This window comes from Syntrophaceae bacterium, from assembly GCA_013177825.1.
GTDB lineage: Bacteria > Desulfobacterota > Syntrophia > Syntrophales > PHBD01 > PHBD01.
On sequence record JABLXX010000003.1, the window covers coordinates 274,714 to 300,558 of the forward strand.

Below are 25,845 nucleotides of genomic sequence, written 5' to 3' on the forward strand. Positions count from 1 at the left end.
TTCTCGGGAGAGTGAATTCATGAGCCGAAACAGCATCATCGTGCCGGAAGGCATTCCGTTTATCGCCGTCCCGGCCGTTTTTGCCGTTACGTCCTGGCTCGCCGGTTATCCCGTCTCCGCAACACTTCTCACGCTCATCACGGCTTTTGTCCTCTGGTTTTTCCGGAATCCCGAAAGGAAGACCCCCGAAACGCCCGGTCTGGTCGTTTCTCCCGCCGACGGCAAGGTTATCTTCGTGGGAGAGGCCGAAGAGTCCGATATTCTGAAAGGGCGGGCGAAGAAGATCTGCATTTTCATGAATGTCTTCAATGTTCATGTGAACCGGATTCCCTGCTCGGGAACGGTGGAAGGGATCCGCTACTACAAGGGGAAGTTTCTCGTTGCGAGCCTGGACAAGGCGTCGACCGACAACGAGCGCAACGCGGTCCTGATCCGGACCGATGATGGAAAGAAAATCCTGACGATTCAGATCGCCGGGCTGGTGGCCAGAAGGATCGTCTGCTGGCTGAAAGAAGGCATGACCGTAACCCGGGGCGAGCGTTTCGGCCTCATCCGATTCGGCTCGCGCCTGGATGTCTTCCTGCCTGTGGAGTCCACGGTCTCCGTCAAAGTCGGAGACGTGACCCGGGCCGGGGAGACCCCCCTGGGGGTGCTGCATTGAACGAAAAAACCGGTCGTATGCGCGACGGCATGAAGAAGGGAATTTACGTCCTGCCGAACTTATTCACGACGGCCAGCCTGCTGTGCGGCTTCTACTCGGTGGTTGTCTCCACCCACGGACAGTTTGAAACGGCCGCCTGGGCGATTATGGCGGCCCTTGTTCTGGACGGCCTGGACGGCCGGATCGCCCGGATGACAAACACGACCAGCAAGTTCGGAGCCGAGTATGATTCCCTGGCGGACCTGGTGGCCTTCGGCGTGGCCCCATCCATCCTGGCCTACACCTGGTCCCTGTCTTCCTTCGGCAAGTGGGGATGGCTCGCAGCCTTCCTGTTCGTCACCTGCGGAGCTCTGCGGCTTGCCCGGTTCAACATCCAGATCGGCATCATCGAGAGCAAGGTGTTCAACGGGCTGCCCATTCCGGGAGCGGCCTCCGTCGTCGCCACGGGAGTGCTTCTGTACCACTATCTGGGCTTCCAGGGTGCTTTCCCGCATGCGGGAGTCCTGATCGGCGTTATCTGCCTGTCGCTGTTCATGGTGAGCAGCATCAAGTACTACAGCTTCAAGGATCTGAATTTCTTCGCGCGGAAGCCCTTCATCTCCTTCGTGCTGATTGTGCTCGTCCTGGTCATTGTCGTTGCGGAGCCTCAGATCATGGTGTTCACATTCTTCGCCGGATACAGCGTTTCCGGCCCGGCATGGTTTGCCTATAAGATGTTCCGGAAGGCGATCTACGGCGCGGAAGCCAAAAAAAAGGGGCCCGCCGAGCCCCGGCAAGCCGTGAAGAAGTAAGCGAAGCGAAGGAAGGGTAGGCGCACGGAAAGCGGACGCACACCACGCTCCAGTGCTCTACCCTTTCAATTTGTTCGGAAGAGGTTTTTTTATGAGAACATGGAGTGTAGCAGTAGTCGGCGCCACCGGCGCCGTCGGCAATGAAATGATCCGGATCCTGGAGGAGCGCAACTTTCCCGTGGGCCAACTGAAGCTGCTGGCCTCGGAGCGATCTCTGGGCAAGTCCCTCGAGTTCCGGGGGAAGTCTTATCCCGTGGAGGTCCTGAAGGATGATTCCTTTGGCGGTGTCCAGATCGGACTCTTTTCAGCCGGGGGGAGCATCAGCGAGAAGTTTGCCCCCATCGCGGCCCGGGCGGGCTGCGTCGTGGTGGACAACACGAGCGCCTTCCGTATGGTGCCGGATATCCCCCTGGTCGTGCCGGAGGTCAACCCGGAGGCGATCTCCCAGTACAGGAACCGGGGAATCATCGCGAACCCGAATTGTTCGACCATCCAGATGGTGGTCGCCCTGAAGCCGATTCACGATGCGGTTCGGATCAGGCGGATTGTCGTCTCCACCTATCAGGCCGTTTCCGGCACCGGCAAGAAGGCCATCGACGAGTTGGAGCAGCAGACCCGGGCACTCCTGGCCTGCCAGGAGCCGACCGTGAAGGTCTATCCCCACCAGATCGCCTTCAACTGCCTGCCCCAGATCGACGTCTTCATCGAGAACGGCTACACCAAGGAAGAGATGAAGATGGTCAATGAGACGAAGAAGATCATGGACCCCTCCATCGCGGTGACCGCCACAACGGTCCGGGTGCCCGTGTTCTACAGCCATTCGGAATCGGTGAACATCGAGACGGAGAAAAAGATCACCGCCGCCGAGGTGAAGGCCCTCCTCGCCGAAGCGCCGGGAGTGAAAGTGGTGGACGATCCCGCAAACCGGCAGTATCCCCTGGCCATTCATGCCGCCGGGAAGGATGACACCTTCGTGGGGCGGATCCGGGAGGACGAGTCGATCGCCAACGGGATCAACCTCTGGGTCGTTTCGGACAATCTTCGGAAGGGCGCGGCCCTCAACGCCGTCCAGATCGCCGAGATCCTGATCCGGGATTACCTGTGAACAACCGGGTGGACCGCCGGATAGACCGGGGCGGCGAGCCCGGCAACTCCGGACGACCGGAGAGGCGGTACGGATGAGGGTGATCGGGGGCATTTCCCGCGGAAAACGGCTCTTCGTCCCGAAAGGCAGCCGGGCAAGGCCCACTTCCGACCGGATCCGGGAAGCCCTGTTCAACATCCTTCAGGATGTCCGGGGATTTGCCTTTCTGGATCTCTACGCCGGCTCCGGGGCCGTTGGTATCGAGGCCTTGAGCAGGGGCGCCGCCAGGGCGGTGTTCGTTGAGCAGGATCCTCGAATGGCGGAGTGCCTGCGGAGAAATGTCCGGGATTGCGGATACGACGGCGCAGCGGAGATCCTGGAAACCGATGCCTCCGACGGCGTCAGACGGCTCTCCCGGAGGGGAGAACGCTTCCACTTGGTTTTTGCCGACCCCCCCTACGCCGGGAACCGGGTTGGTGAAATCCTGAAGGAAACGGCCGAGTGGCCGCTTCTGGACGGGGAAGGCCTGCTGGTGATTCAGCATTCGGCAAGGGAGGAACTGACGGAGCCGGCGGCGGAGATCTGGCGCTGCTCGGACAGAAGACGGTACGGGGACACCATGATCTCCTTCTATGAACTCACTGCGCGCGGAGAAAATTACGCATGAAAAAGATAGCGGTTTATCCTGGTTCTTTTGATCCCATCACGAACGGCCATATCGACATCATCGAAAGGGGCCTCCGGATTTTCGACGAACTCGTGGTCCTGGTCGCATACAACCCCAATAAGGCCTCCCTCTTCACCGTGCAGGAACGGATGGACCTGATCCATGAGGTACTCAAGGACACGGTGCACGACTGGGAGCGGGTCCGGGTTGACAGTTTTGCGGGACTGCTGGTGGATTACGCCCGCAATACCGGAGCCGGCGTGATCCTGAGGGGGCTCCGTGCCGTGTCCGACTTCGAGTACGAGTTCCAGATGGCCCTCATCAACCGCCGCCTCAACCGGGATGTGGAGACGGTTTTCCTCATGACGGGCTACAAGTGGTTCTATACCAGTTCCAACCTCATCAAGGAGGCGGCGAGCCTCGGCGGGTCCGTCCGGGGCCTGGTGCCGGATCTCATTCACAGGAAACTGCAGGAGAAATTTACCAAGAAATAGGAAACGAAAACCATGAAACTGTCACCTCGAGCAACACTCATCAAACCTTCTCCGACCCTGGCCGTGACGGCGAAAGCGGCGGCTCTCAAGGCGGCCGGACGGGATATCCTCGGGTTCGGGGCCGGGGAACCCGATTTCGACACACCGGAGCACATCAAGCAGGCCGCCGTGGAGGCCATCCGGGCCGGTTTCACGAAATACACCCCCGTGGGGGGGATCGATGACCTGAAAGATGCCGTCATCGCCAAGCTGAACCGCGACAACGGACTGACCTACAGCCGTCCCGAGATCCTGGTTTCCTGCGGGGCGAAGCACAGTCTCTACAATCTGGCCCAGGTCCTCTTCGGCGATGGGGACGAGGTGATCGTCCCGGCACCCTACTGGGTGTCCTACCCGGATCTCGTGGTCTTGGCCGGCGGCACGCCGGTGATCCTCCCGACGGAAGAGAAGGACGGCTTCAAGGTCGGGCCGGAGGCGCTCCGGAAGGCCCTTACGGGACGGACGAAGGCCCTCATTCTAAATAGTCCTTCCAACCCGACGGGGTCGGCCTATACGGAGACGGAACTGAAAGCCCTGGCGGAGGTCGTTCTGGAGACGGATATTCTTGTGATTACCGACGACATCTACGAGAAGATCCTCTACGACAGCCGGAAATTCGCCAACATCGTCAGCGTCGACGGGCGGCTGAAGGAACGCGCCTTCGTCGTGAACGGCGTTTCGAAGGCCTATGCCATGACAGGCTGGCGGATCGGTTATGCCGCGGGTCCACGGGAGGCCATTGCCGCGGCGACGGACCTCCAGAGTCAGAACACCTCCAATCCGACTTCCATCGCCCAGAAGGCCTCCGTGGCGGCCCTGAACGGCGAAGAATCCGTCGTAAGCGCCATGGTCGTGGAATTCCAGAAGCGGCGCGACGTCATCACGTCCGGGCTGAACGCGGTTCAGGGCATCTCCTGCCGCCTTCCTGAGGGTGCCTTCTACGTGTTTCCGAACGTGGAGGGGCTCTTCGGACGCCCGTGGCGCGGGAAAACCCTCGAAGGATCCACCGGTGTGACGGAATTCCTGCTGGAGGAGGCGAACGTGGCGGTGGTGCCCGGGATCGCCTTCGGCGACGACCGGTTCATCCGCCTCTCCTATGCCACCTCCATGAAAAACATCGAGGAAGGGCTGCGCCGGATCGCGAAAGCCGTCGCGAGCCTGGGCTGAACAAAAGTCGGGGGACAGGCGTTCGCCTGTCCTCCGCTACCTTTCCCCTCTTTTTTCTCCCTTCCAGACGCAGGCATTCGCCAGGAGCATTGTGTAACTCAGTTCTACTGTTCCCTTGTGTTTTTCCTTGCTTTGAGCGTCGTGTCACGGGGGCTGTCACGGGGGTTCCCGCCGTCGCGGCCATTTTTCCGCAATCCGCCGTTGACGACCACTCAGGCAGGAGGGATGGAAAAATGTCCTAATCGCTCCTCTGGGAACCCCCGGCCGCGCCCCCGCGGATGGCGGGGAGTGGGGCTTCCCGGAGCGCGAATAGAGGCTTTTTCGGGGCACCCTGCCGTCGCAGTGCAGCGCCCGCAAAGTCATCTGTCTGAGCGCCGCCAGGCGCGAGTTATGACTTTGCAGCGGAGCGAGACGCTGCAGGGTCGAAAAAACTCTTCTGAGCGCGAGGGAAGCCTCTCTCCAGAGTGACCGACAGAAGGCGATCCGGCTGGTGGGGGAGAAAAGGAATAAGGAAGGGGGCGGATTCGGAAATCCGCCCCCTCGGAAAAGGCAGGGAACAGGCTCCCGCCTGTCCCCTCAACGAGTTAGATGCCTGCGTCCTTCTTCAGCTTCTTCGCCAGGTCCGTCTTCTCCCAGCGGTAGTTGTCCATGAACAGGGTCACGGGAATCTTCCGGTAGACGTTCCCGTTGAGGAGGTCAAAGCGCTCGATCATCCCGGCAGGAGTGAGGTCGAAATTGGCCTCGACGAGTTTTTCCAGTTTCCTGGCCGGAACTTTTCCCGTTCCGAAGGTGTCGATGTAGATCGAGAAGGGCTTCGCGATGCCGATGGCGTAGGCGAGCTGGACGGAGCACTTCGCGGCCAGTCCGGCGGCTACGATGTTCTTGGCCACGTAGCGGGCGCCGAATGCGGCGGAGCAATCCACTTTCTCGGGCGACTTGTTCACTACGGAGCCGCCGCCCAGCTGGGCCCCCGGATATCCGCCGTAGCACTGAACCACGAGCTTGCGGCCCGTCACGCCCGAATCGGCGGCGCTGCAGGAGTTGATCGCCTGCCATTCCCCGGTGGGGTTGAAGAGAAATTCCGTCTTCTTGTCCACCCAGTCGGCGAGGCATTCGAAGGCGATCTTCTTCGCCCTGGTCTCCACGGCTGATCTCTTCCCCTTCACGAAGCGGTAGTCGATGGCGTTGGACATCAGGACCTTGGCAAGCCGCTTCGGCTTCCCCGTCTTGTCGTCGTATTCGACGGAGACCTGGCCCTTGCCGTCGGGAGCGAAAATGGGATCGTTCAGCGCCTCGAAGGTACGCATCATCCGGCTCACCAGGACATAGGGAAGGGGGAGCAGGTCCGGTGTCTCGTCGCAGGCGAAGCCGTACATGATCCCCTGGTCGCCGGCACCGATTTCCTTGTGTTTACCGAGGTCTCCCCGGGTGCCGATGTTGATGTCCGGAGACTGGGGAATGATGGCGTTCAGGATGCCCATCGAGTTTCCGTTCAGGCCGACGGCCGCGTCGTTGTATCCCAGGGCCAGGACGGTCTTGCGGACCACCTTATCGATATCGATGTACACGCGGGTGCTTACCTCGCCCCCGACGACGCAGAGCCCCTTGCCGATAAACACCTCCACCCCGCAGTGAGGCATGGTGTTGATGTCCATCTTCTTTCTCTCGTGTTCCGCGTCCAGGATTTCCGCGATGATGTGGGCGGCGATCATGTCCGCAACGATGTCGGGGTGTCCAACCTTGATGCTTTCCGATGAAATCTGCATGCTTTCTTTCCTTTCTTCTGTCAGGTTCCGTAGTTCCCAAACCAATGAGCCCGCGGGGCTTTTGTCCGATGGATAAAAAAACCCGCGCCGGAAGCGCGGGTTGAAACGGACGGATCGGTTCGGCGCTTTAGCACATTTGTATAGCGGAGCAATTTACCTTTTAAATTCCCGCTGTGGCGGATGCCGTATCGCACAAGGGTGGACGTGTCAAGGAAAAAGTGACATCCCTGGTGGAAAATGGCCGGTTGATCGCTGCACCCCTTCGTGTTATAAGAAAACCCTCCTTCATTTAGGCAGTTTCATTCCCGGAGTCCGTCCTTGGAGAGATCCGTCAGAAGAAGGCAAACCCGTCCCGTCGTGATCGGCGGTGTGCAGATCGGCGGCGGTGCGCCGGTGGCCGTTCAGTCCATGACCTCAACGGATACGCGGAACGTGGAAGCCACAGTCCGGCAGATCCACGCCCTCGAGGAAGCGGGGTGCGAGATTATCCGGGCGGCCGTCCCGGACGAGGAGGCCGCCCTGGCTCTGAAAGCGATCAAAGAGCGGATTTCCCTGCCCCTGGTCGCGGACATCCATTTCGATCACCGTCTTGCCCTTTTGTCTATCGAGAGAGGTGCCGACGCCATCCGGATCAACCCGGGCAACATGAAACGGGAGAAGCTCCCCGAGGTCGTGCGGGCCGCCGGGGAGCGGGGGATTCCCATCCGCGTCGGAATCAACGCCGGCTCCCTGGAAAAGGACCTGCTGGAGAGGTACGGCGGACCCGCGGCGGAGGCCCTCGTGGAAAGCGCCCTCCGGAATGTCCGCCTCCTGGAGGACCTGGGCTTTACAGCCATCAAGCTGTCCCTCAAGTCCTCCGATGTGCCGACCATGATCGAGGCCTACCGGGAGGTATCCCGCCGAACGGACTATCCGCTCCATCTGGGCGTCACCGAGGCGGGGACGCTGCTCAACGCCGCCGTCAAGTCCGCCGCCGGCATCGGGACACTGCTCTACGAGGGGATCGGCGATACGATCCGGGTGTCCGTCACCGGGAATCCCGTACCGGAGGTCGGCATCGCCTACGGAATCCTTCGGGCTCTGAATGTCCGGGCCGTGGGCCCCGATATCATCGCCTGCCCCACATGCGGACGCTGCGAGATCGACCTGCTTGCCGTTGTCGAAGAGGTGGAGCGCCGGCTCGCCGGCATGCGGGAACCGCTGAAGATCGCCATCATGGGATGCGTCGTCAACGGCCCCGGCGAGGCGGCGGAAGCGGACATCGGTATCGCCGGGGGAAAGCGGGCCGGGATGCTCTTCAAGAAGGGAAAACCCGTCCGGAAGGTCGCCGAGGGCGACCTGGTGAAAGCGCTGCTGGAGGAAGTGGACGCCATGACCGGCCGTCGGCCGCGCTGACCGCATACGTTCTTTCGTGCCGCGGCACAACCAACCATACGAGGAGGATTCATGCGTTATTCCGAGATGTTTCTGCCCACGGTCCGGGAGGTCCCGTCCGACGCGGAGGTGATCAGCCACCAGCTCATGATCCGGTCGGGAATGATCCGCAAGCTCACGAGCGGCGTTTACACGTATCTTCCCCTTGGTTATCGCGTTATCCGGAAGTTCGAGCAGATCGTCCGGGAGGAGATGAACCGTGCGGGGGCGCAGGAGGTCTTCATGCCCACGGTGCAGCCGGCGGAGCTCTGGCAGGAGTCGGGCCGCTGGGTCCATTACGGGAAGGAGCTTCTCCGTTTCCGGGACCGCCACGACCGGGAATGCTGCCTCGGGCCGACCCACGAAGAGGTCATCACCGACCTGGTGCGGAACGAGATCAAGACCTACCGCCAGCTTCCCCGGAATCTCTACCAGATCCAGACGAAGTTCCGGGACGAGATCCGTCCCCGCTTCGGCGTCATGCGCTGCCGGGAATTCGGCATGAAGGACGCCTACAGCTTCGACGTGGACAGCGAGACGGCCGAGACCAGCTACCAGAAGATGTTCGACGCCTACAACCGGATCTTCGCCCGCTGCGGCCTGAAATTCCGGCCCGTCGAGGCCGACTCGGGGAGCATCGGCGGAAGCTTTTCCCATGAGTTCCTCGTCGTCGCCGATACGGGCGAGGACGGAATGGTCTACTGCGAATCCTGCAACTATGCGGCGAACCTCGAGAAGGCGGAGATCGCGCGGCCGCCCGAACCGGCGCCTGCGGCCTCGACGAAGGCCGTCGAGGATGTCCACACGCCTGACGTCCGGACCATTGAGGAAGTCTGCGCGTTCCTGAAGGTGACCCCCCAGGAGGTCGTCAAGACCCTGATCTACAGCGCCGACGACAAACCCGTGGCGGTCCTGATCCGGGGCGACCACGAGGTGAACGAGATCAAGGTGAAGAATTTCCTGGGGTGTGACGTACTGGAAATGGCCCTGGAAGACGTGATCGTCGAGGTGGCGAATGCCCCCAGGGGCTTTGTCGGGGCCGTGGGCATCCGGTGTCCCGTCTACGCCGACTATTCCCTGATCGGGATGACCGACTTCGTCATGGGAGCCAACAAGGAGGATTACCACGTCCGGAACGTCAACATGGGGCGTGATTTCGCCGTGAAGGCCTTTGCGGACTTCCGGGCCATCCGAGAAGAGGATTCCTGCCCGCGGTGCGGAAAAAAGCTCCACTTTGCCCGGGGGATCGAGGTCGGACACGTCTTCAAGCTGGGCCTCAAGTACAGCAAAGCCATGCGGGCCGTCTACCTGGACCGGAACGGCAAGGAGCAGTACATGGTCATGGGCTGCTACGGCATCGGCATCGGCAGGACGGTGGCGGCCACGATCGAGCAGAACAACGACGCCGCGGGAATCGTATGGCCCATGCCGCTGGCGCCCTACCAGGTGATCATCACGCCGACGAACGTGAACGACAGCGCCCTCGCCGGGGCGGCGGAACGGCTCTACGAAGCCTGGAAGGACCGGGGGATCGAGGCGGTTCTGGACGACCGGGACGAGCGGGCGGGAGTCAAGTTCATGGACGCCGACCTCGTCGGCATTCCCCTCCGGGTTACGGTGGGGCCGAAACGCCTGGCCGAGGGAAAGGTGGAGGTCCGGATCCGCCGGACCGGCGAGGTTCACGTCCTGCCCCTGGACGAGGCGGTGGAGTTCGTCGACCGCACCGTCCGGGACGAAATGAAGGTTCCGGAGTGAGCCGCCGGGACGGGAACGCAAGAGACGAAAGGATCGGAGTGAGCGGTTCATGATCCGCATCACCGACATTCTCGACCGGGCCCAGGCCTACATGACGCCGGAAGAGCAGGAGCTCATCCAGAAGGCCTACGTCTTCTCCGCCAGCGTCCACCAGGGACAGGTCCGCCTTTCGGGAGAGCCTTACCTCATCCACCCGATGGAAGTGGCGGGGATGTTGACGGACATGCGGCTCGACTGCTCGACCGTCGTGACGGGACTGCTCCACGACACCGTGGAGGACACCCTGGCCACGCCCGAGCAGATCGGGGAGGCCTTCGGCAAGGACGTGGCTTTCCTGGTGGAGGGTCTGACGAAGATCAGCCGGATCACCCTGGGCAGCCGGGAGGCACTGCAGGCGGAAAACTTCCGCAAGATGATCCTGGCCATGTCGGCGGACATCCGGATCCTCATGGTGCGCCTGGCGGATCGGATCCACAACATGCGGACCCTCCAGTACCACCCCCCGGACAAGCAGAAGTACATCGCCCGGGAGACGCTCGATCTCTACGCCCCCCTGGCGAACCGCCTGGGGATCTACTGGATGAAAGTGGAGCTGGAGGACCTCGCCTTCCAGTACCTCGAGCCCCATGCCTTTAACGAGTTGGGCTTCCGTGTCTCGGAGAAGCGGGAGAAGCGGGAGCACTACACCGAGGAAGTCACCCGGATCATCCGGGAGGAGCTCAGGAAGGCCGACCTCGTGGCCGATGTGGAGGGGCGCGCCAAGCACCTCTGGAGCATCCACAAGAAGATGCAGGCCCAGCATATCGAGTTCGACGAGGTTTACGACCTGATCGCATTCCGGATCATCCTGGCGTCCGACACGGTGCGGGAGTGCTATGCGGCCCTCAGCATGATCCACTCCCTGTGGAAGCCGGTTCCGGGACGCTTCAAGGACTACATCGCCATCCCCAAGGCCAACAACTACAAGTCTCTTCACACGACCGTCATCGGCCCCTACGGGGAGCGCATGGAGGTCCAGATCCGGACCCGGGCCATGCACGAGTGGGCCGAAGAGGGGATCGCCGCCCACTGGCGGTACAAGGAGCGGCGCTCCACCGACGGCGGGGAGGACGAGCAGATCAAGAGGCTCCGGGAGCTCCTGGAAGTCCAGCAGGAGGTGGACAATCCCAGGGAGTACATGTCCACCCTGAAGATGGCCCTCTTCCCCGACGAGGTGTACGTCTTTACACCCAACGGCGACGTCCGGGCCTTCCCGAAGGGGGCCACGCCCATCGACTTCGCCTACAGCATTCATTCCGACGTCGGCCACACCTGCATCGGCGCCAAGGTGAACCGCAACATCGTCCCCCTCAAGTACCAGCTCCAGAACGGGGACCGGGTGGAGATCACCACGCAGGCAGGGCACCACCCCAGCAAGGACTGGCTCAAGTATGCCGTTACGTCCCGGGCCCGCTCCAAGATCAAGAACTGGGTCAACACGGAAGAGAGGAACCGGAGCATCGTTCTGGGCCGCGAGCTCCTGGAGAAGGAGTTCCGCAAGCACGGCCTGAAGTTCAGCCTTCTCGGCAAGCCGGAGGCGCTCAAGAAGATCTACGAGGAGAACCAGGTCCGTTCCCAGGACGACCTGATGGCGGCGGTGGGCTACGGGAAGCTCTCGCCGAAGCATGTCGTCCAGTATTTCGTGCCGGAAGAGCCGAAAGCGGAAGAGCCCGTTCCCGAGAAGGCGAAGAAAAAGATGCACGAGGTGTCCACCGTCGGCATCTCCCTGACGGGGATCGAGGACGTGATGGTGCGGTTCGCCAAGTGCTGCACGCCCATCCCCGGGGACGAGATCGTGGGCTACATATCCCGGGGACGGGGGATCGTCGTTCACACAAGCACCTGTCCGAACACCCGGGACATGGAGGCGGACCGCCTGGTGGACGTGGAATGGAACGTGAAGGAAAGGCACACCTATCCCGTTCATATCCGCGTTGTCTGCCGGGACCGCAAGGGAGTGCTGGCAGACGTGAGCAGCGCCATCTCCGCCCACGACGTCAACATCAGCAACGCCCAGGTGGACACGAACAACCCGGACATGCAGGCGGTCTGCGACTTCAAGATCGACGTCAACGACCTGAACGAACTCAACAAAGTGGTAACGGCCATCAAGAAGCTGGATTGCGTGATGTCGGTCGAGCGCCTCCGGCAGTTGTGAAAGATCGTTGAAACCTGCCCGTTCGCCGCGTTTCCCCCGCCGCCGCCATTCGAGGCATCTGGAAAACGGGAGATTTCGGGAGACGGTGCTCGAGCGTTTCCCGGTGGCCTTTCCGGCAGGCTCTTTCTGCAAACACGTTGCGGGACATCCGCGCGGTTGCCGGTTGACACGGATGTTCCCCCTGCGGTATGAACCCGCAGCCTGTTCCAAGGGTATTTCCAACAAGGGATGAATGATGAAGCGGCTGTTCCTGATGATGTTCGTTGCGATTCTTGCGGTGACGCTCCTTTCCGTTCCGATTTCCGCGGAGGCCCAGTCCGCCCGTCGGGTCGTTCTCATCGACCCGGGACACGGGGGATCGGATGCGGGCGTGCAGGTAGGGGAAAAGACCGCCGAAAAAGACGTCACCCTGGCGGTTGCGCTCCTGATGAAGAAGGCGCTGGCCGGCGGGGGAATCGACGTGCTCCTCACGAGAACCGCCGATACCTCCCTGTCCCAGGCAGACAGGGCGAAGGCAGCCGCGAGCGCGAAGCCGGACCTTGTCCTTTCGCTCCACGTCAATGCCGGCTTCGACAAGAAGGCCCACGGATTCGAGGTCTGGTTCCCCGGCTTCCAGGCTGCGGCCGGGAACGGCGGAGACTCGAAGGCGATCCTGAAAGACATGGCGAAGAACAGGTACCTGAACGAAAGCGTTCGCCTGGCGCGGGCCATCGAGAAGAATCTCTCCACGGTTTTCCCGAAGGCCAACCGGGGCCTCCGGGAGGCTCCCGTTCCCCTGCTGGAAGGCCTGACCGTGCCGGCCGTGGTGGTGGAGATCGGGTTTGCCACCCATCCCGAAGACAGCAAGCGGCTCCTCGAAGACGGCACCCAACAGGCCATAGCCGCCGCCCTCGCGAAGAGCATCCGCGAGGTCCTCTGAGAAGAGGGACGGCGTAATAAACTGATGGAAGCGAATTGAATATGCGAACAGACGGCAGAAAACTCCTTGAATTGCGTCCGGTCCGCATGACCGTCGGCTACCTGGACCACGCGGAGGGTTCCGTCCTCATCGAGATGGGGGCCACGAAGGTCCTCTGTACGGCCTCCCTGGAGGATGGCGTCCCGCCGTTTCTGAGGAACACCGGGAAGGGCTGGCTCACCGCCGAGTATGCGATGCTCCCCATGGCAGGGACCACAAGGACACCCCGTGAGTCGACCCGCGGCAAGGTCGGCGGGCGCACCCACGAGATCCAGCGGCTCATCGGCCGGTCGCTCCGGGCCGTGACCGACCTGAACGCCTTCGGCGAGCGCACGATCTACATCGACTGCGACGTTCTCCAGGCCGACGGCGGAACCCGTACGGCCTCCATCACGGGGAGCTTCGTGGCCCTGGTGGAGCTGTTCCGGAAGATGAAGGAGCGGGGCCTGGTGGACCGTATCCCAGTTGAAGATTCTGTCGCGGCGGTCAGCGTGGGCGTGCGGGACGGCGAGATCCTCCTGGACCTGAACTATCCCGAGGATTCCCGGGCGGACGTGGACATGAACGTGGTGATGACCGGAAGCGGGCGATTCATCGAGGTACAGGGAACGGCGGAGGAGTCTCCCTTCGAGCGGGAGCTTCTGGATCGCATGCTGGAGGCGGCCTCCGGCGGAATCCGGGCCCTCGTCGATGCGCAGCAGGCGGCCCTGGGGGACCGCCGTTGAAGACCGTTGTTTTCGCATCCCGCAACCGGGGGAAGATCCGGGAAATTCGGGCCCTCCTGGCAGGACTGCCGATTTCGCTCCTCTCGCTGGACGATTTCCCCGATGCCCCGGACGTAGAGGAAGACGGCGAAACCTTCCTGGCGAATGCACAGAAAAAGGCACTTGCCATTGCCCATTATACCGGCCATCCGGCCCTGGCCGACGATTCTGGCCTTACTGTGGACGCCCTGGACGGCGCCCCGGGAGTCCATTCGGCCCGGTATGCCGGGGAGAATGCCGACGATGCAAGGAACATCGAAAAGCTGCTCCGGGAGATGAAGAACGTTCCGAAGGAGGGAAGAAACGCCGCCTTCCGGTGCATCCTGGTCATCTGCGAGCCCGACGGATCCTGCGAATCCTATGAAGGCGCCTGGGAGGGGATAATCGCGGAGACACCCGATGGAGACGGAGGGTTCGGGTACGATCCGGTATTTTATGTTCCCGCCCTTGGGAAAACGGTGGCTCGCCTGTCTCTGGAGGAAAAGAACCGTCTCAGCCATCGAGCCCGGGCCTTCGGCAAATTCAGGGAGGCCCTTGAGAGGCGGCTTCAGAACCGCTAGCAAATGAATCGGGGCGTAGCGCAGCCTGGTAGCGCGCTTGCTTTGGGAGCAAGATGTCGCAGGTTCGAATCCTGCCGCCCCGACCATATGAACGAAGAAAGGCTGCAAGTCACCTTGCAGCCTTTCTTCGTATGGCCGATCCGTCCCGTCGGGTTTGCAATCATTATTGATTTGACGTTCCCGGCCCATAGGTTTAAAAAGTCAATATAGACGGCTGGTTTCACGGATCGACAATCTGATGGGGGAAACGAGCGCGCAGCGATGCACCGGCCGGCAACGTGGATCGCAAAGGGAGGACATCCAGTGACAGATCAGGGTCTGCTCAGAGAGAACGCCCTGCTGAGGCAGCGGATCAAGGAGCTGGAACAGTCGGAATCCATCCTCCGGCGGGCGGAGGAAGCACTCCGTGCATCGGAGATCAAATTCCGCATGCTGCACCGGAGCATGATCGACGCTTTTGCCGCCGTTGACATGCAAGGCCGTATTCTGGATTACAATCCCACCTTTCTTCGCATGCTCGGTTATGCACCCGACGAGATCAGAAGGATGACCTACGAGGACATCACGCCCGGGAAATGGCATGCGATGGAGAAGGCCATTATCGAGAGCGAGGTACTCACCAGGGGCTATTCCGGTATTTATGAAAAGGAGTACCGCAGGAAAGACGGGACGGTCTTCCCGGTGGAGCTGCGGACCACGCTCCTGAGGGATGCGGATGGCGACCTTTCCCTCATGTGGGCCATCGTCCGTGACATCTCGGAACGCAAGCGGACGGAAAAGGCCCTCCGGGAAAGCGAGGAGCGGTTCAAATCCTTTGTATCGACGAGCCAGGACTGGATCTGGGCCATCGATTCCGAGGGGCGCCATACCTTCAGCAACGATGCGCTGGATCAGATCCTGGGGTATCGCCCCGGCGAAATCGTGGGGCAGGACCTGCTCCATCTGCTTCACGAAGACGACTTTGCCCATGTCCGGGAAACCCTGGACCGGTGCCGTGCAGAGAACACCGGCTGGAAGAGTCTCGTTTTGCGCTGGAGGCATCGGGATGGAAGCTACCGCTACCTGGAAAGCAATGCGGTTCCGATCCTCGACGCCGCGGGAAGCCTGCAGGGCTTCCAGGGTTCCGACCGCGACATCACGGAATGGAAGCGGGCGGAGGCGACGCTCCTCGAGAGCGAGGAGAAGTTCTCCCGCGTGTTCCGCATGAGTCCCGACATCATGACCATCACCCGGCTCAGAGACAGCGTCTATGTCGATGTGAGCGACGAGTTCACCCGGCAGACCGGCTATGCAAGGGAAGAAGCCATCGGCAGGACCCCCTTTGACCTCGCCGTATGGATCGATCCGTCGGACCGCGAACGCGTATTGGAAAGCCTGCGTGCCGATGAGGAGATGCAGGCGCGGGAATACCGGTTTCGACGCAGAAACGGGACAATTTTCACCTGCGAGATGACGGCCCGCATCATCACGATCGGCGGTGAACGGTGCCTTCTCGGCATGTACCGGAATGTCACGGAAAAAATCGAGGCTGAGAGAGCCCGGCGGGAGAGCGAGGAAAAATTCCGGTCCGTGGTCGAAAAGTCCCTGGTCGGGATCGCCATCATCGACGACGCCTCCCGATATGCATACGTGAACGAGGAGTTCTGCCGTCTTTCCGGGTATTCGGAACAGGAGCTGCTGGGCAGGCACTCCGATTTTTCACTGACGGAAGAAAGCCGGAAAATGATGACCGAGCGTTTAGAGCGCCGTCTTCAGGGGGAGGACGTCCCTTCCCATTACGAATTTTCTTTCTTGCGGAAAGATGGTGCAAAGCGTACCGGCGAGGTGCGCAGTGCGTTGTATTTGGATTCATCGGGCCGTATGAAAGCGATCATTCAGGTCATCGACATCACGGACCGGAAGAACACGGAGGAGTCGCTTCTCCTGATGCAGTTCGCAATGGACAACGCCCCGGACAGCATCTTGCTGGTGGATCATGACGGCGGCATCGAATACGCGAACAATGCCGCCTGCACCTCCATGGGCTATTCCCGGGAAGAACTGCTGGGGATGACGGTGTTCGACATCGACCCGGATTTTCCCATCGAGGGGTGGGAGCAGCATAAGATGGATGTCCGGCGCCTGGGCAGGATGACCTTTACCAGCAACCATCGGAAGAAGGATGGACAGCTGTTCCCCGTCGAAGTGAACACGAATTATTTTGATTACAAAGGCAATTTTCTTTCCATCGCCTTTGACCGGGACATCACCGGGCGCAGGCAGGCGGAGGAGGAGAGGCGCCTGCTGGAGGAGCGGCTGAACCGTGCCGAAAAGATGGAGGCCCTGGGAAAGCTGGCGGGAGGCGTCGCCCACGACCTGAACAACACCCTGGGCGTCGTCATCGGGTACACGGAGCTGCTCCTGAACAGCCTCGACGCCGACAGCCCGGTCCGATCCCGCCTCACGAGCATCATGCAGGCCGGCGGCCGGGCCGCGGCGATCGTCCAGGATCTCCTGACCCTGGCGAGGAGAGGAGTGACCGGGAAGGAGGTCCTGAATCTGAATCGGATCGTGGGTGATTTTCAGAAATCCCCGGAGATCGAAAACCTGGCCTCCCATCATCCCGGCGTTCGTTTCCGCATCGACCTCGAACCGGACCTGCTGAACATTTCTGGATCATCGGTTCATCTCGCCAAGACGCTGTTCAACCTCGTCTCGAATGCCGTCGAGGCCATGCCGGGAGGCGGTCTGCTGACGGTCATGACGGCCAATCATTGTCTGGACAGGCCGCTTTTCGGATACGAGCAGGTCCGGGAAGGGGATTACGTGGTTCTTGCCGTCTCCGATGCCGGGGAGGGCATTTCAGCCGCCGACCTGCCGCACATTTTCGAGCCGTTCTATACAAAGAAGGTCATGGGGAGAAGCGGAACGGGCCTGGGGCTGTCAGTGGTCTGGGGCACGGTGAAAGATCACGACGGCTTCATCCATGTCCAAAGCGGGGAGGGGAAAGGCAGCACCTTCACCATCTACTTTCCCGTCACAAGAGAGGAACTGCCGGTCGCGGCCGTATCCACGCCCGTTTCCGAATACATGGGCCGGGAGGAGTCGATCCTGGTCGTGGATGATGTCAGGGAGCAGCGGGAGTTGGCGGCGGAGCTGCTCAGGAGCCTCCGCTACCACGTGGATATCGTCTCCAGCGGGGAGGAGGCTATGGATTACCTGCGGGAGAACAGAGCGGACCTGGTGCTCCTGGACATGATCATGGACCCGGGGATGGACGGGCTGGACACCTACCGGCACATCCTGGAGATCAACCCGAAGCAGAAGGCGATCATCGTGAGCGGCTTTTCGGAGACGGACCGCGTGAACGAAGCCCAGGCCCTCGGCGCGGGCGAATATGTCCGCAAGCCCTATGTCGTCGAGAAGCTCGGCCTGGCGGTCAGGAGAGAGCTGGACCGGACCGCGTGACGCCTGGAGTGCTTCTGTCCGATCCGGCTGCGTGCCATCCCTTGTGACGGCAGGCCCGCCCGGATCAGAGCGTGATCAGCAGGAACATGATGGTGTAGTAAAGAATCTTCATGGTGTTTAGAAAGGCAGTCCCCTCATCGATCCAGGTTTCGGCCCGCCATGATTGATCTCCACGAGCCTGCGGATCCAGCTGTTGGTTTTCCTGATATTCTGAAGAAGAGCCCACTTGAGGAGGTCGGATTCGGCCTGTAGCCCGCGGAGCAGAATCCCGTTCCCGTGCATGTCCTGGTACCGGACCGTCGCCCGGATGCAGTCACTGCCCCGCGCACTCTCCCTGATCCGGTCCATGCTGTTTTTCCAGATGGATGCCCTGTTGGCTAACGGTTTATCCGCCATGTACGTACGTTTCCCCTTGCCCGCTTCCTTGCCGTAACTCGCAGCGTTCGATTTTCCCCCTCGCCGGTCCTTTCCGGCGAAGGCTTTGCAGTGGTCCCGCTACTCTTTTCGGCTCGAAGACCCGATAACTTTAACGGGTATACGGGGATGGTCCGGTCTTTTCCACAACGAAGAGGAATCGGATGCCCAATCCCGGATGGCTCAAGCGAACATCCGGACCGTTCCCCCCATACAACTTCCATGGGAATTTCCTCCGAAGAGAATCAATCGGATATCATTGGGAATTATTAAATGCCGTGAAAAACCCCTTGACCGGGGGCGGATCTTTTTGTAGTTGGCAGGTGGTAATACCACAGCGTTGGCATGATGACCGGCCACAAGAAGGTCGCCGGCCATGCCGTCGTCGGAATCATGATGCTGCGGCCGCTTCGGGAGACGCGCTTCAAAGGCATGGGAACTTTCACAGGAGGCAATCAAATGGCGGATTACGATGTCATCGTCATCGGCGCCGGATGCGGCGGCCTGAGCGCGGGTGCGCTCCTGGCCAGACAGGGCCGCAAGGTGCTGGTGGTCGAACAGAGTGGTCTCATCGGGGGCTGCTGTTCGACCTTCGAGAAAGACGGCTTCAAGTTCGATCTGGGCGCATCCCTGATCGAGGACGCCGAGGTGATCAACTGGTGTTTCCAGCGCCTCGGCACGACCCTTCAGCAGGAGGTCGACCTGGTGTCCTGCGATCCCGTCTACGACGTCATCCTCAAGGACGGCACCAGGCTCAAATACCCCATCTCCAGCGAGGAATCGGCGAAGAACATCGGTGCCGTCGCCCCGGGGGACGTCAAGGGCTGGCATTCCTACGCCGAGTACATGCAGGGATTCCTCGACGCCGCCCTGAAGGGATTCTTCGTGGCGCCGGCAAACACCAATGCCGATCTCGTCCGGCTGTTCCGCAAGACCCCGCAGCTCCTGCGCTACGGCCCCATGTTCCTGAGCAGCTACCAGGGTGTGATCGAAAAGTACTTCAAGGATCCGCGCATCCGGGAGTCCATCGCGTTCCAGAGCTTCTACGGCGGCCTGCCGCCCAACACTTGCCCGGGCTACATTGCCATGGTTCCCTGGTCGGAGCATGCCGGGATCTACTACAGCAAAGGGGGCATGATCGGCATCCCCCGCGCCCTCGAGCGCTGCGGCGGGAAATTCGGCATGACCGTCCGCCTGAAGACGCGCGTGGACAGCGTGATCATCCGGAACCGGCGCGCCATGGGCGTGGTCCTGGCCGACGGCACCGAGATCACCTCCGATCTGGTCGTATCGGACATCAACGCCAAGCTGCTCTATCTCGAGATGATCGGTGAGGAGCACCTGCCCTGGCTGGCGCGCGTGGGAATCAAAAGCTACGAGTACTCCATGTCGACACCCATGCTGTACCTCGGCGTGGATTACAGGCCGCCCCTGGAGGGGCATCACACCCTGATCACCCGGCCGATGGACGAGCTGAACGACTACTGGTGGAACGTTTACAAAAAGGGCCGCTTCGGACAGGAGCATTTCGGCATCGTCAGCTGGACCTCGCATTCCGATCCCGGACTGGCCCCGGAGGGCCAACACGTCCTCGTCCTCACCCTCCAGCCCGGTCCCTACCGGCTTCGGGGAACCTCCTGGGACGAATGCAAGTCCGCCCTGATCGAGCAGGTTATCCGTTACATGTCGGACCGCTACATCCCGGGTCTGGCCGAACACGTCAAAGTGGCGGAGCTCTCCACTCCTCTCGACTTCGAGCGGCGCCTGCTGTCCCCCGAGGGGGCCATCTATGCCCTGCGGCAGGATCTCACCAGCGGCGTTACCTTCCGCCCCTCGGCGAAATCCAAGAGCATCAAGGGCCTTTACCTGGTCGGCGCCTCCACACATCCGGGCGGCGGCGTGCCGACGACCATCGCTTCGGGGATGATCGCGGCCGACCTGATCCAACAATACGAGTAGGAGGACGGCAATGAAGAAAAAGCTTCTGATCGCCGGAGCGGCCCTGGCCGTTATCATTTACCTGAAGCAGCCGGAGCGGAAAAAACGCTTCCTCAAGGAAATCCTTCGCCAGGTGCCTTTTCTCATCCCGCGCTACTTTGCGTAGGACGGGCCCGCCGCACGGCGCTGCGCGAGGGATATGGCGATTCGCCGGACGAACGCCGCACCCGGACGGCTGAAGCATTTTACAACATACGAGGTCGAAGACCCGTGCGAGACCTTATTGGAAAGGAGTTGCAGAGATTATGGCAGATTATGACGTAATTGTGATTGGTGCCGGACTGGGAGGCCTCTCCTCGGGGGCGCTTCTGGCCCACCATGGGCTGAAGGTCCTGGTCCTCGAACAGAGCGACCGCATCGGCGGATGCTGCTCGACCTTCGAGCGGAACGGCTATCGCCACGACGTCGGGGCCTCCATCGTGGAGATTACGCAGCCCATCGAAACGGTTTTCCGAAAGCTGGGAACCCACTTCGACAGGGAGGTGGAATTGCTCCCCTGCGATCCCATGTTCTCGGTCATGTATCGCAACGGCGAGCGCGTCACGATCGAGAAATCCATCGAGGCCACCGGCAGGATGATCGCCTCCATGTCGCCGGAAGACGGAAGGCGATGGTTTGAATTCTGCGATTACTGCAGTGACATGATGGATGTTCTCCTGGACACCATCCTGTGCAGTCCTGCCGACACGATGGGCGACATGGCCCGGATGATCAGGAAAAACCCGGCGCTGCTTCGCTACCTGCCCACGTTCATGACCACCTATCAGGACCTCATCCAGAAGTACTTCAAGAACGAGCGGGTCCTCGGGACCATGGCCTATCAGTCCCTTTACATGGGCATGCCCCCCGCCCTCTGTCCCGGGGCCTTCGGCATGATTCCGTACAGCGAGCATCGCGGCATCTGGTATCCCCGGGGCGGTATGATCCGCATCCCCGAGGCCCTGCTCCGGTGCGGCCGGAAGGACGGTCTCGAGATCCGGATGAACAGCACCGTGACGAGCGTGATGGTCCGCAACGGCCGCGCCCAGGGCGTCGTGCTCGCAGACGGCGGGGAGATCAGCTCGCGGATGGTGGTTTCCAACATCAACCCCAAAATGCTATACCTCGACCTCATCGGGGAGGAGAACCTGCCCTGGCTCACCCGCTCCGGTGTGAAAAGCCTCAAGTACGGAAAGGGGCTATGCATGATTTACGTGGGTGTGGACTGCAAGCCGCCGCTGGACGCGCATCACAGCTTCACGGCCGTTTCCATGCAGGAGGTCAACGATTTCTGGACCAACAACGTCGAGACGGGCGTGATGCTGCCGGCAAGCACGAATTACGGCCTGGTCTGCTGGCCTTCCCACTCCGACGACAGCCTGGCACCGGAAGGACACCATGTCATCAACGTGATCCCGGAATCCTTCTATCACCTGAAGGGGACGGACTGGGACTCCTTCAAGGACCAGTTCGTCGACGAGTATCTCGACTATATCTCCGAAAAGCTGGTGCCCGGGCTCCGGGGACACATCGTTCATGCGATCGCCGCCTCGCCCGTGGATTACGAGAGGAATCTGAACCTGCCGGAGGGATCGATCTACTGTTTCCACCAGGACGCCTCGCACCAGGCGGTCTTCCGTCCCTCCTCCAAGTCGAAATGCATCGAGGGCCTGTATCTGACGGGATCGGGGACCCATCCCGGCGGCGGCGTTCCCACGACGGTCGCCTCCGGTTACATCGCCTACAACCAGATCGTGAAATACGAGAGATTATAAGACGTCGAAAGGAGAGCACGAATGACCAAGAAAAAGAAGTTCGGCCTGATCATGACGGCGATTGTGGTGCTGGGAATCGTTTTCTATTGCGTCCTTCCCCCGCACAAGAAGCAGCAGTTGCGCTTCCTCCTCAAGCAGGCGCATTCGCTGCCCGGCCGTTACATGGTGTAGGATACGCACGGATTCTGAAACGGTACGCGGGCGCCGCGCCGGCGCAGGCAGGTCGCGGCGCCCTTTTCGGCAGACACAAGGAAGGTGGATTTATGGCGGAGCAGATATTGCCTTTTTTCTGGATGGGTGTGGCCTTGATGCTGATCGTCGCTCTGGCGGTGCTCACCATGACGCTGTGGGAGGTCCGCAAGACGGTCAAGTCCCTGTCGATCATCAGCGACCGTGTCGCATACCTGACGGACGTCAAGGCCTGGATCGGTCTCCTGACGAGCTGGAGAAGAAGGAAGGATCCGAAGAAGTGAGGAAGTGACTTTCCTTCGGGAAATCACGGTTGAATTGTGATAATTGACGGTTATCACGCTCACGCGAAGAAGAGCGGCCGCGTCCGAGCATGCCGCTTTTTTATTAACGTTGAAGAATCCTTCGTTAGCGGGTTGTTTTGTCCATGAAGACGCTGCTGTCGCCGATCCGGGCCAAAAGTCTGAAAGAGGTGTTCATCGAGCGATTCGAGTCGCTGATCCTGTCCGGCAAGCTCGAAGCGGGCCAGAAGCTGCTTTCCGAGCGCGAGTTGGCGGAAGCCCTCGGTGTCAGTCGGCCCGTCGTCCATGAAGGCCTGCTTGAACTTGAATCCCGCGGCCTCGTGACGATAAAACCCCGGGTGGGAACGGTGGTCAACGACTACCGGACCAACGGATCCCTGGCGATTCTCGACACCCTGATGAATTACTATTCGGGAGCGCTGGAGACGAAGCTGCTCGACAGCATGGTGGAAATGCGCATCCTCTTCGAGACGGAGACGGTCCGCCTGGCCGCGCTGAACCGGACGGAGGAGCAGCTCCTGGGCTTTCGTCAGTTCCTGGAAGAGTGGGAAAGCATCGACATGAACGACGTTGTCGCCACGACCAGCCTGTATTTCCGCTTTCATCACCATGTGGCCATGGCTTCGGGCAATCTCTTCTACCCGCTTCTCCTGAATTCGTTCAAGCATGTCTATGTCAACATCTCGCGACAATCCTTCATCGACGCCCCGTTCATGACCCAGGTGTCTTCCTTCCATCGCAGGATCGTCGAGGCCATCGCCGCGCAGGATTCACAAGCGGCGGTCGAGGCGATGAAAGACCTGATCGTCTTTGGCGCCGGGCACCTGAAGTCCCTGATGAATAAGGGTGAACGGGAAGAGGGGAAGTAAGGACCGCTCCTCCCGCCGGTCGATCCGTGCGTTTCCCCGGCCGTTGATTTGCCCGGCACGACAGCATAATTCCTGTTGACTGAAACGGCCGATATCCTTATATTCCCCCGCAGTAAAAAAAGTTCCTTCAAGAACCATTCTGTTATTGCTGGAAGCTCCATGATCCCCCCCTCGATTTTCCAGATGCCGCCCCGCTTTCGCGAAAACGAATCCACAAAGTGGCCGCCAAGCACAAGATTCCTGTGCTATCAGCCACTTGAATAAATAAAAAAGAGAGACGATGTGACCCATGCAAGAACTGAACAGAAAAAAGTACCGGGAAAAACTGAAAACCGCCGCGGAAGTGGCGGGAATGATCAACTCCGGGGATGAAATCTTCTTTGCGGAATTTACCCTCCGGCCGGAATCGCTCGACGAAGCCCTTGCCGCGCGCGTGGAGGAACTGACGAACGTCAGGCTCGACGGTGTCTGCATCACCAAGGTCCCCAAATTCATTGAGGCGGACCCCCATCGAAAACATTTCATCTATGACGACTGGCATATTTCCGGGGTCGGCCGGAAACTGTATCAACAGGGGCTCTGCAGCTACATCCCCCTGACCTACCATCAGGGGCCCCGGATCATCCGGAAGTACCGGGACTACGATTACGTCTTCGTCAGTGCCAGGCCCATGGATTCGCAGGGATACTTCAATTTCGGCATATGCAATTCCCTGACGTCGGCGGCCATTACAAAAGCGAAGAAGGTGATCGTGGAAGTAAACGAGAACATGCCCCACTGCCTGGGCGGAAACCAGGAGTCGGTCCACGTGTCGCGAGTCGATTACATCGTGGAGGGGAAGAATCCGCCGATTCTCGAGGTTCCTCCGGCCCCCCCGACGGAAACGGACATCCAGATCGCCCGGCACATCATGAAAGAGATCGAGGACGGTGCCTGCCTGCAGCTGGGCATCGGCGGACTGCCCAACGTCATCGGCGCCATGATTGCCGACAGCGATCTCTCCGACCTGGGCATTCATACGGAAATGCTCGTCGATTCCATGGTGGATCTCTACAACACCGGAAAGATCACCGGCAACCGGAAGACGACGGACCGCTTCAAGATGGTTTACACGTTTGCCATGGGGACGAAGAAGCTCTACGACTTTCTCCACAACAACCCGGCCTGCGCCTCCTATCCCGTGAATTACACCAATGAACCCCGGGTCATTGCCGTCAACGACAAGGTCGTCGCCATCAACAACGCCATCGAGGTCGACCTGTTCAGCCAGGTCTGTTCCGAGTCTTCGGGGACTACGCACATCTCCGGAACGGGCGGACAGTTCGATTTCATCTTCGGCGCGTTCAGTTCCCGGGGCGGGAAGGGGATCATCGCCCTGAGTTCGACGTTCACGGATAAGAAAGGCAGTGTTCACTCGCGTATCGTCCCCACGCTCAAACCGGGGTCGATCGTCACGGTTCCGCGTTCCTGCGTCCAATACATCGCCACGGAGTTCGGCATCGTACAGCTCAAGGGGAAATCTACATGGCAGAGGGCGGAGGCCCTGATCAGCATTGCCCATCCCATGTTCCGGGACGAGCTGACCAGGCAGGCGCGGGAGATGAAGATCTGGCTCGACCGGTAGCGGTGCGGCATTGAATTTCCGGGGCAGGCGACGATCCGCCCCGTTCGGTCAAAGAAGCGGGTTGAGCGGGCGACGCTCAATCCGCTTTTCTTATCTTCGGGAAAAGCGTAGATTCGCCTGGCGATCCATTGTGTCCATCCGTGTTTTTATGCATGCTTCAGAGGATATGCGGCGGATTCGGATTGCCGTTGAATCCCGGAAGTCGTCAGGCACAGAGCGTGGCGGCCGGGTGATCGTCCGGCGGGAAGGAAAGAGGTTTGAAATGAAGGGAATCCTCGATGTGCTTTTCGTCAGGGGCAAGCATGTATGTCCGTGGTGGCTGTGCCGCAGTTTCGACAACCCGCTCCGCCGGCTTTTCCAGGACCCGGAGAAAATCCTTCAACCGCATGTAAAACAGAGTTTTACCGTAATCGACGTCGGTCCGGGGATGGGGTATTTCACGATCCCGCTGCTCGGCCTCGTCGGCAGCGGCGGGAAGGTCGTTGCCCTCGACATCCAGAAGCGGATGCTGGATGCCCTCCGGCAGCGGGCCGATCGGGCGGGCCTCAGCGGGAATCTCGTCACGCACCTGGGCAAGCCCGGAGATCCCGATATGCCCGATTCCGCGGATTTCATCCTGATCTTCTGGATGATTCACGAAGTGCCGGACCAGCAGGCCTTCCTGTCCGATCTCAAGGCCTGTCTCCGGTCCGGTGGTCGCATGCTGATCGCCGAACCCCGCCTCCATGTCAGTGCAAAACGATTCCAGTCGACCCTGGATACGTCAGAGCGTGTCGGGCTGACCCTGGTGGCACGTCCCGAAATATCTCTGAGCCGGTCCGCTCTCTTTGCCAGGGACTGATTTCTCCATCCGATGAACCCACCCACTACTGAAGCAGTCCGTCGCATGAATTAATCGTTGACTAAGTCAATGACCTATGCAATGAACGAGG

At 60.6% G+C, this 25,845-nt stretch carries 22 protein-coding genes and 1 tRNA gene; 21 read left to right on the forward strand and 2 right to left on the reverse strand.

Annotated features, from left to right (window positions below):
• Positions 1 to 19: 19 nt before the first annotated feature.
• From HPY65_08890 to HPY65_08915, 6 genes are all read left to right on the forward strand, one after another.
• Positions 20 to 661, forward strand: a complete 642-nt coding sequence (locus tag HPY65_08890; protein ID NPU84595.1) for a phosphatidylserine decarboxylase family protein — start codon at positions 20 to 22, stop codon at positions 659 to 661.
• A 17-nt stretch (positions 662 to 678) separates the two neighbouring features.
• The gene (pssA, locus tag HPY65_08895) at positions 679 to 1,452 is read left to right on the forward strand and encodes a CDP-diacylglycerol--serine O-phosphatidyltransferase (GenBank protein NPU84596.1); all 774 of its coding nucleotides are present in this window, start codon (positions 679 to 681) and stop codon (positions 1,450 to 1,452) included.
• A 91-nt stretch (positions 1,453 to 1,543) separates the two neighbouring features.
• Positions 1,544 to 2,557 (forward strand): aspartate-semialdehyde dehydrogenase, encoded by a 1,014-nt coding sequence (locus HPY65_08900; protein ID NPU84597.1) that lies wholly within the window; start codon positions 1,544 to 1,546, stop codon positions 2,555 to 2,557.
• Between the two features lie 73 nt (positions 2,558 to 2,630).
• Positions 2,631 to 3,203, forward strand: a complete 573-nt coding sequence (gene rsmD / locus HPY65_08905; GenBank protein ID NPU84598.1) for a 16S rRNA (guanine(966)-N(2))-methyltransferase RsmD — start codon at positions 2,631 to 2,633, stop codon at positions 3,201 to 3,203.
• A complete protein-coding gene (coaD, locus tag HPY65_08910; GenBank protein NPU84599.1) occupies positions 3,200 to 3,697 on the forward strand; it encodes a pantetheine-phosphate adenylyltransferase in 498 nt (165 codons plus the stop codon). Before rsmD ends, coaD begins: the two co-directional genes overlap by 4 nt.
• 12 nt (positions 3,698 to 3,709) lie before the next feature.
• Positions 3,710 to 4,903 carry a pyridoxal phosphate-dependent aminotransferase gene (locus tag HPY65_08915; protein ID NPU84600.1) on the forward strand — a complete coding sequence of 398 codons (1,194 nt, stop codon included), beginning with the start codon at positions 3,710 to 3,712 and terminating at the stop codon, positions 4,901 to 4,903.
• Positions 4,904 to 5,487: 584 nt separating this feature from the next.
• Here the strand turns inward: HPY65_08915 and HPY65_08920 are convergent.
• Positions 5,488 to 6,669 carry a methionine adenosyltransferase gene (locus tag HPY65_08920; GenBank protein ID NPU84601.1) on the reverse strand — a complete coding sequence of 394 codons (1,182 nt, stop codon included), beginning with the start codon at positions 6,667 to 6,669 and terminating at the stop codon, positions 5,488 to 5,490.
• 318 nt (positions 6,670 to 6,987) lie between these two features.
• On the opposite strand from HPY65_08920, the gene ispG reads away from it, so the two are divergent.
• The 8 genes from ispG (at position 6,988) to HPY65_08960 (ending at position 17,763) form a co-directional block, all read left to right on the forward strand.
• Positions 6,988 to 8,064, forward strand: a complete 1,077-nt coding sequence (ispG, locus tag HPY65_08925) for a flavodoxin-dependent (E)-4-hydroxy-3-methylbut-2-enyl-diphosphate synthase (protein ID NPU84602.1) — start codon at positions 6,988 to 6,990, stop codon at positions 8,062 to 8,064.
• 51 nt (positions 8,065 to 8,115) lie between these two features.
• A complete protein-coding gene (locus tag HPY65_08930; GenBank protein NPU84603.1) occupies positions 8,116 to 9,837 on the forward strand; it encodes a proline--tRNA ligase in 1,722 nt (573 codons plus the stop codon).
• A gap of 49 nt (positions 9,838 to 9,886) precedes the next feature.
• The gene (locus HPY65_08935) at positions 9,887 to 12,034 is read left to right on the forward strand and encodes a bifunctional (p)ppGpp synthetase/guanosine-3',5'-bis(diphosphate) 3'-pyrophosphohydrolase (GenBank protein ID NPU84604.1); all 2,148 of its coding nucleotides are present in this window, start codon (positions 9,887 to 9,889) and stop codon (positions 12,032 to 12,034) included.
• Between the two features lie 232 nt (positions 12,035 to 12,266).
• Positions 12,267 to 12,953, forward strand: a complete 687-nt coding sequence (locus tag HPY65_08940; protein ID NPU84605.1) for an N-acetylmuramoyl-L-alanine amidase — start codon at positions 12,267 to 12,269, stop codon at positions 12,951 to 12,953.
• Between the two features lie 41 nt (positions 12,954 to 12,994).
• A complete protein-coding gene (gene rph / locus HPY65_08945) occupies positions 12,995 to 13,717 on the forward strand; it encodes a ribonuclease PH (protein NPU84606.1) in 723 nt (240 codons plus the stop codon).
• Entirely contained in the window at positions 13,714 to 14,316 is a 603-nt protein-coding gene (locus tag HPY65_08950; protein NPU84607.1) for an XTP/dITP diphosphatase, read from the forward strand. Before rph ends, HPY65_08950 begins: the two co-directional genes overlap by 4 nt.
• Positions 14,317 to 14,325: 9 nt before the next feature.
• A tRNA-Pro gene (locus HPY65_08955) sits at positions 14,326 to 14,402 on the forward strand.
• Positions 14,403 to 14,619: 217 nt separating this feature from the next.
• Positions 14,620 to 17,763, forward strand: a complete 3,144-nt coding sequence (locus tag HPY65_08960; protein ID NPU84608.1) for a PAS domain S-box protein — start codon at positions 14,620 to 14,622, stop codon at positions 17,761 to 17,763.
• Between the two features lie 117 nt (positions 17,764 to 17,880).
• Here HPY65_08960 and HPY65_08965 read toward each other — a convergent pair whose 3' ends face one another.
• A complete protein-coding gene (locus HPY65_08965; protein ID NPU84609.1) occupies positions 17,881 to 18,159 on the reverse strand; it encodes a hypothetical protein in 279 nt (92 codons plus the stop codon).
• A gap of 477 nt (positions 18,160 to 18,636) precedes the next feature.
• Between HPY65_08965 and HPY65_08970 the strand changes: the two genes are divergently transcribed.
• From HPY65_08970 to HPY65_09000, 7 genes are all read left to right on the forward strand, one after another.
• Positions 18,637 to 20,136, forward strand: a complete 1,500-nt coding sequence (locus HPY65_08970) for an NAD(P)/FAD-dependent oxidoreductase (protein ID NPU84610.1) — start codon at positions 18,637 to 18,639, stop codon at positions 20,134 to 20,136.
• 284 nt (positions 20,137 to 20,420) lie between these two features.
• A complete protein-coding gene (locus HPY65_08975) occupies positions 20,421 to 21,929 on the forward strand; it encodes an NAD(P)/FAD-dependent oxidoreductase (protein ID NPU84611.1) in 1,509 nt (502 codons plus the stop codon).
• Between the two features lie 21 nt (positions 21,930 to 21,950).
• The gene (locus HPY65_08980) at positions 21,951 to 22,100 is read left to right on the forward strand and encodes a hypothetical protein (GenBank protein NPU84612.1); all 150 of its coding nucleotides are present in this window, start codon (positions 21,951 to 21,953) and stop codon (positions 22,098 to 22,100) included.
• Positions 22,101 to 22,192: 92 nt separating this feature from the next.
• Positions 22,193 to 22,402: a hypothetical protein gene (locus HPY65_08985; GenBank protein ID NPU84613.1), complete on the forward strand. Its 210-nt coding sequence runs from the start codon at positions 22,193 to 22,195 to the stop codon at positions 22,400 to 22,402.
• 143 nt (positions 22,403 to 22,545) lie between these two features.
• Positions 22,546 to 23,289: a FadR family transcriptional regulator gene (locus HPY65_08990; GenBank protein NPU84614.1), complete on the forward strand. Its 744-nt coding sequence runs from the start codon at positions 22,546 to 22,548 to the stop codon at positions 23,287 to 23,289.
• Positions 23,290 to 23,578: 289 nt separating this feature from the next.
• Positions 23,579 to 24,913, forward strand: coding sequence for a butyryl-CoA:acetate CoA-transferase (locus HPY65_08995; protein NPU84615.1), 1,335 nt, complete (start codon positions 23,579 to 23,581; stop codon positions 24,911 to 24,913).
• Between the two features lie 262 nt (positions 24,914 to 25,175).
• Positions 25,176 to 25,754 carry a class I SAM-dependent methyltransferase gene (locus HPY65_09000; protein ID NPU84616.1) on the forward strand — a complete coding sequence of 193 codons (579 nt, stop codon included), beginning with the start codon at positions 25,176 to 25,178 and terminating at the stop codon, positions 25,752 to 25,754.
• Positions 25,755 to 25,845 lie beyond the last annotated feature (91 nt).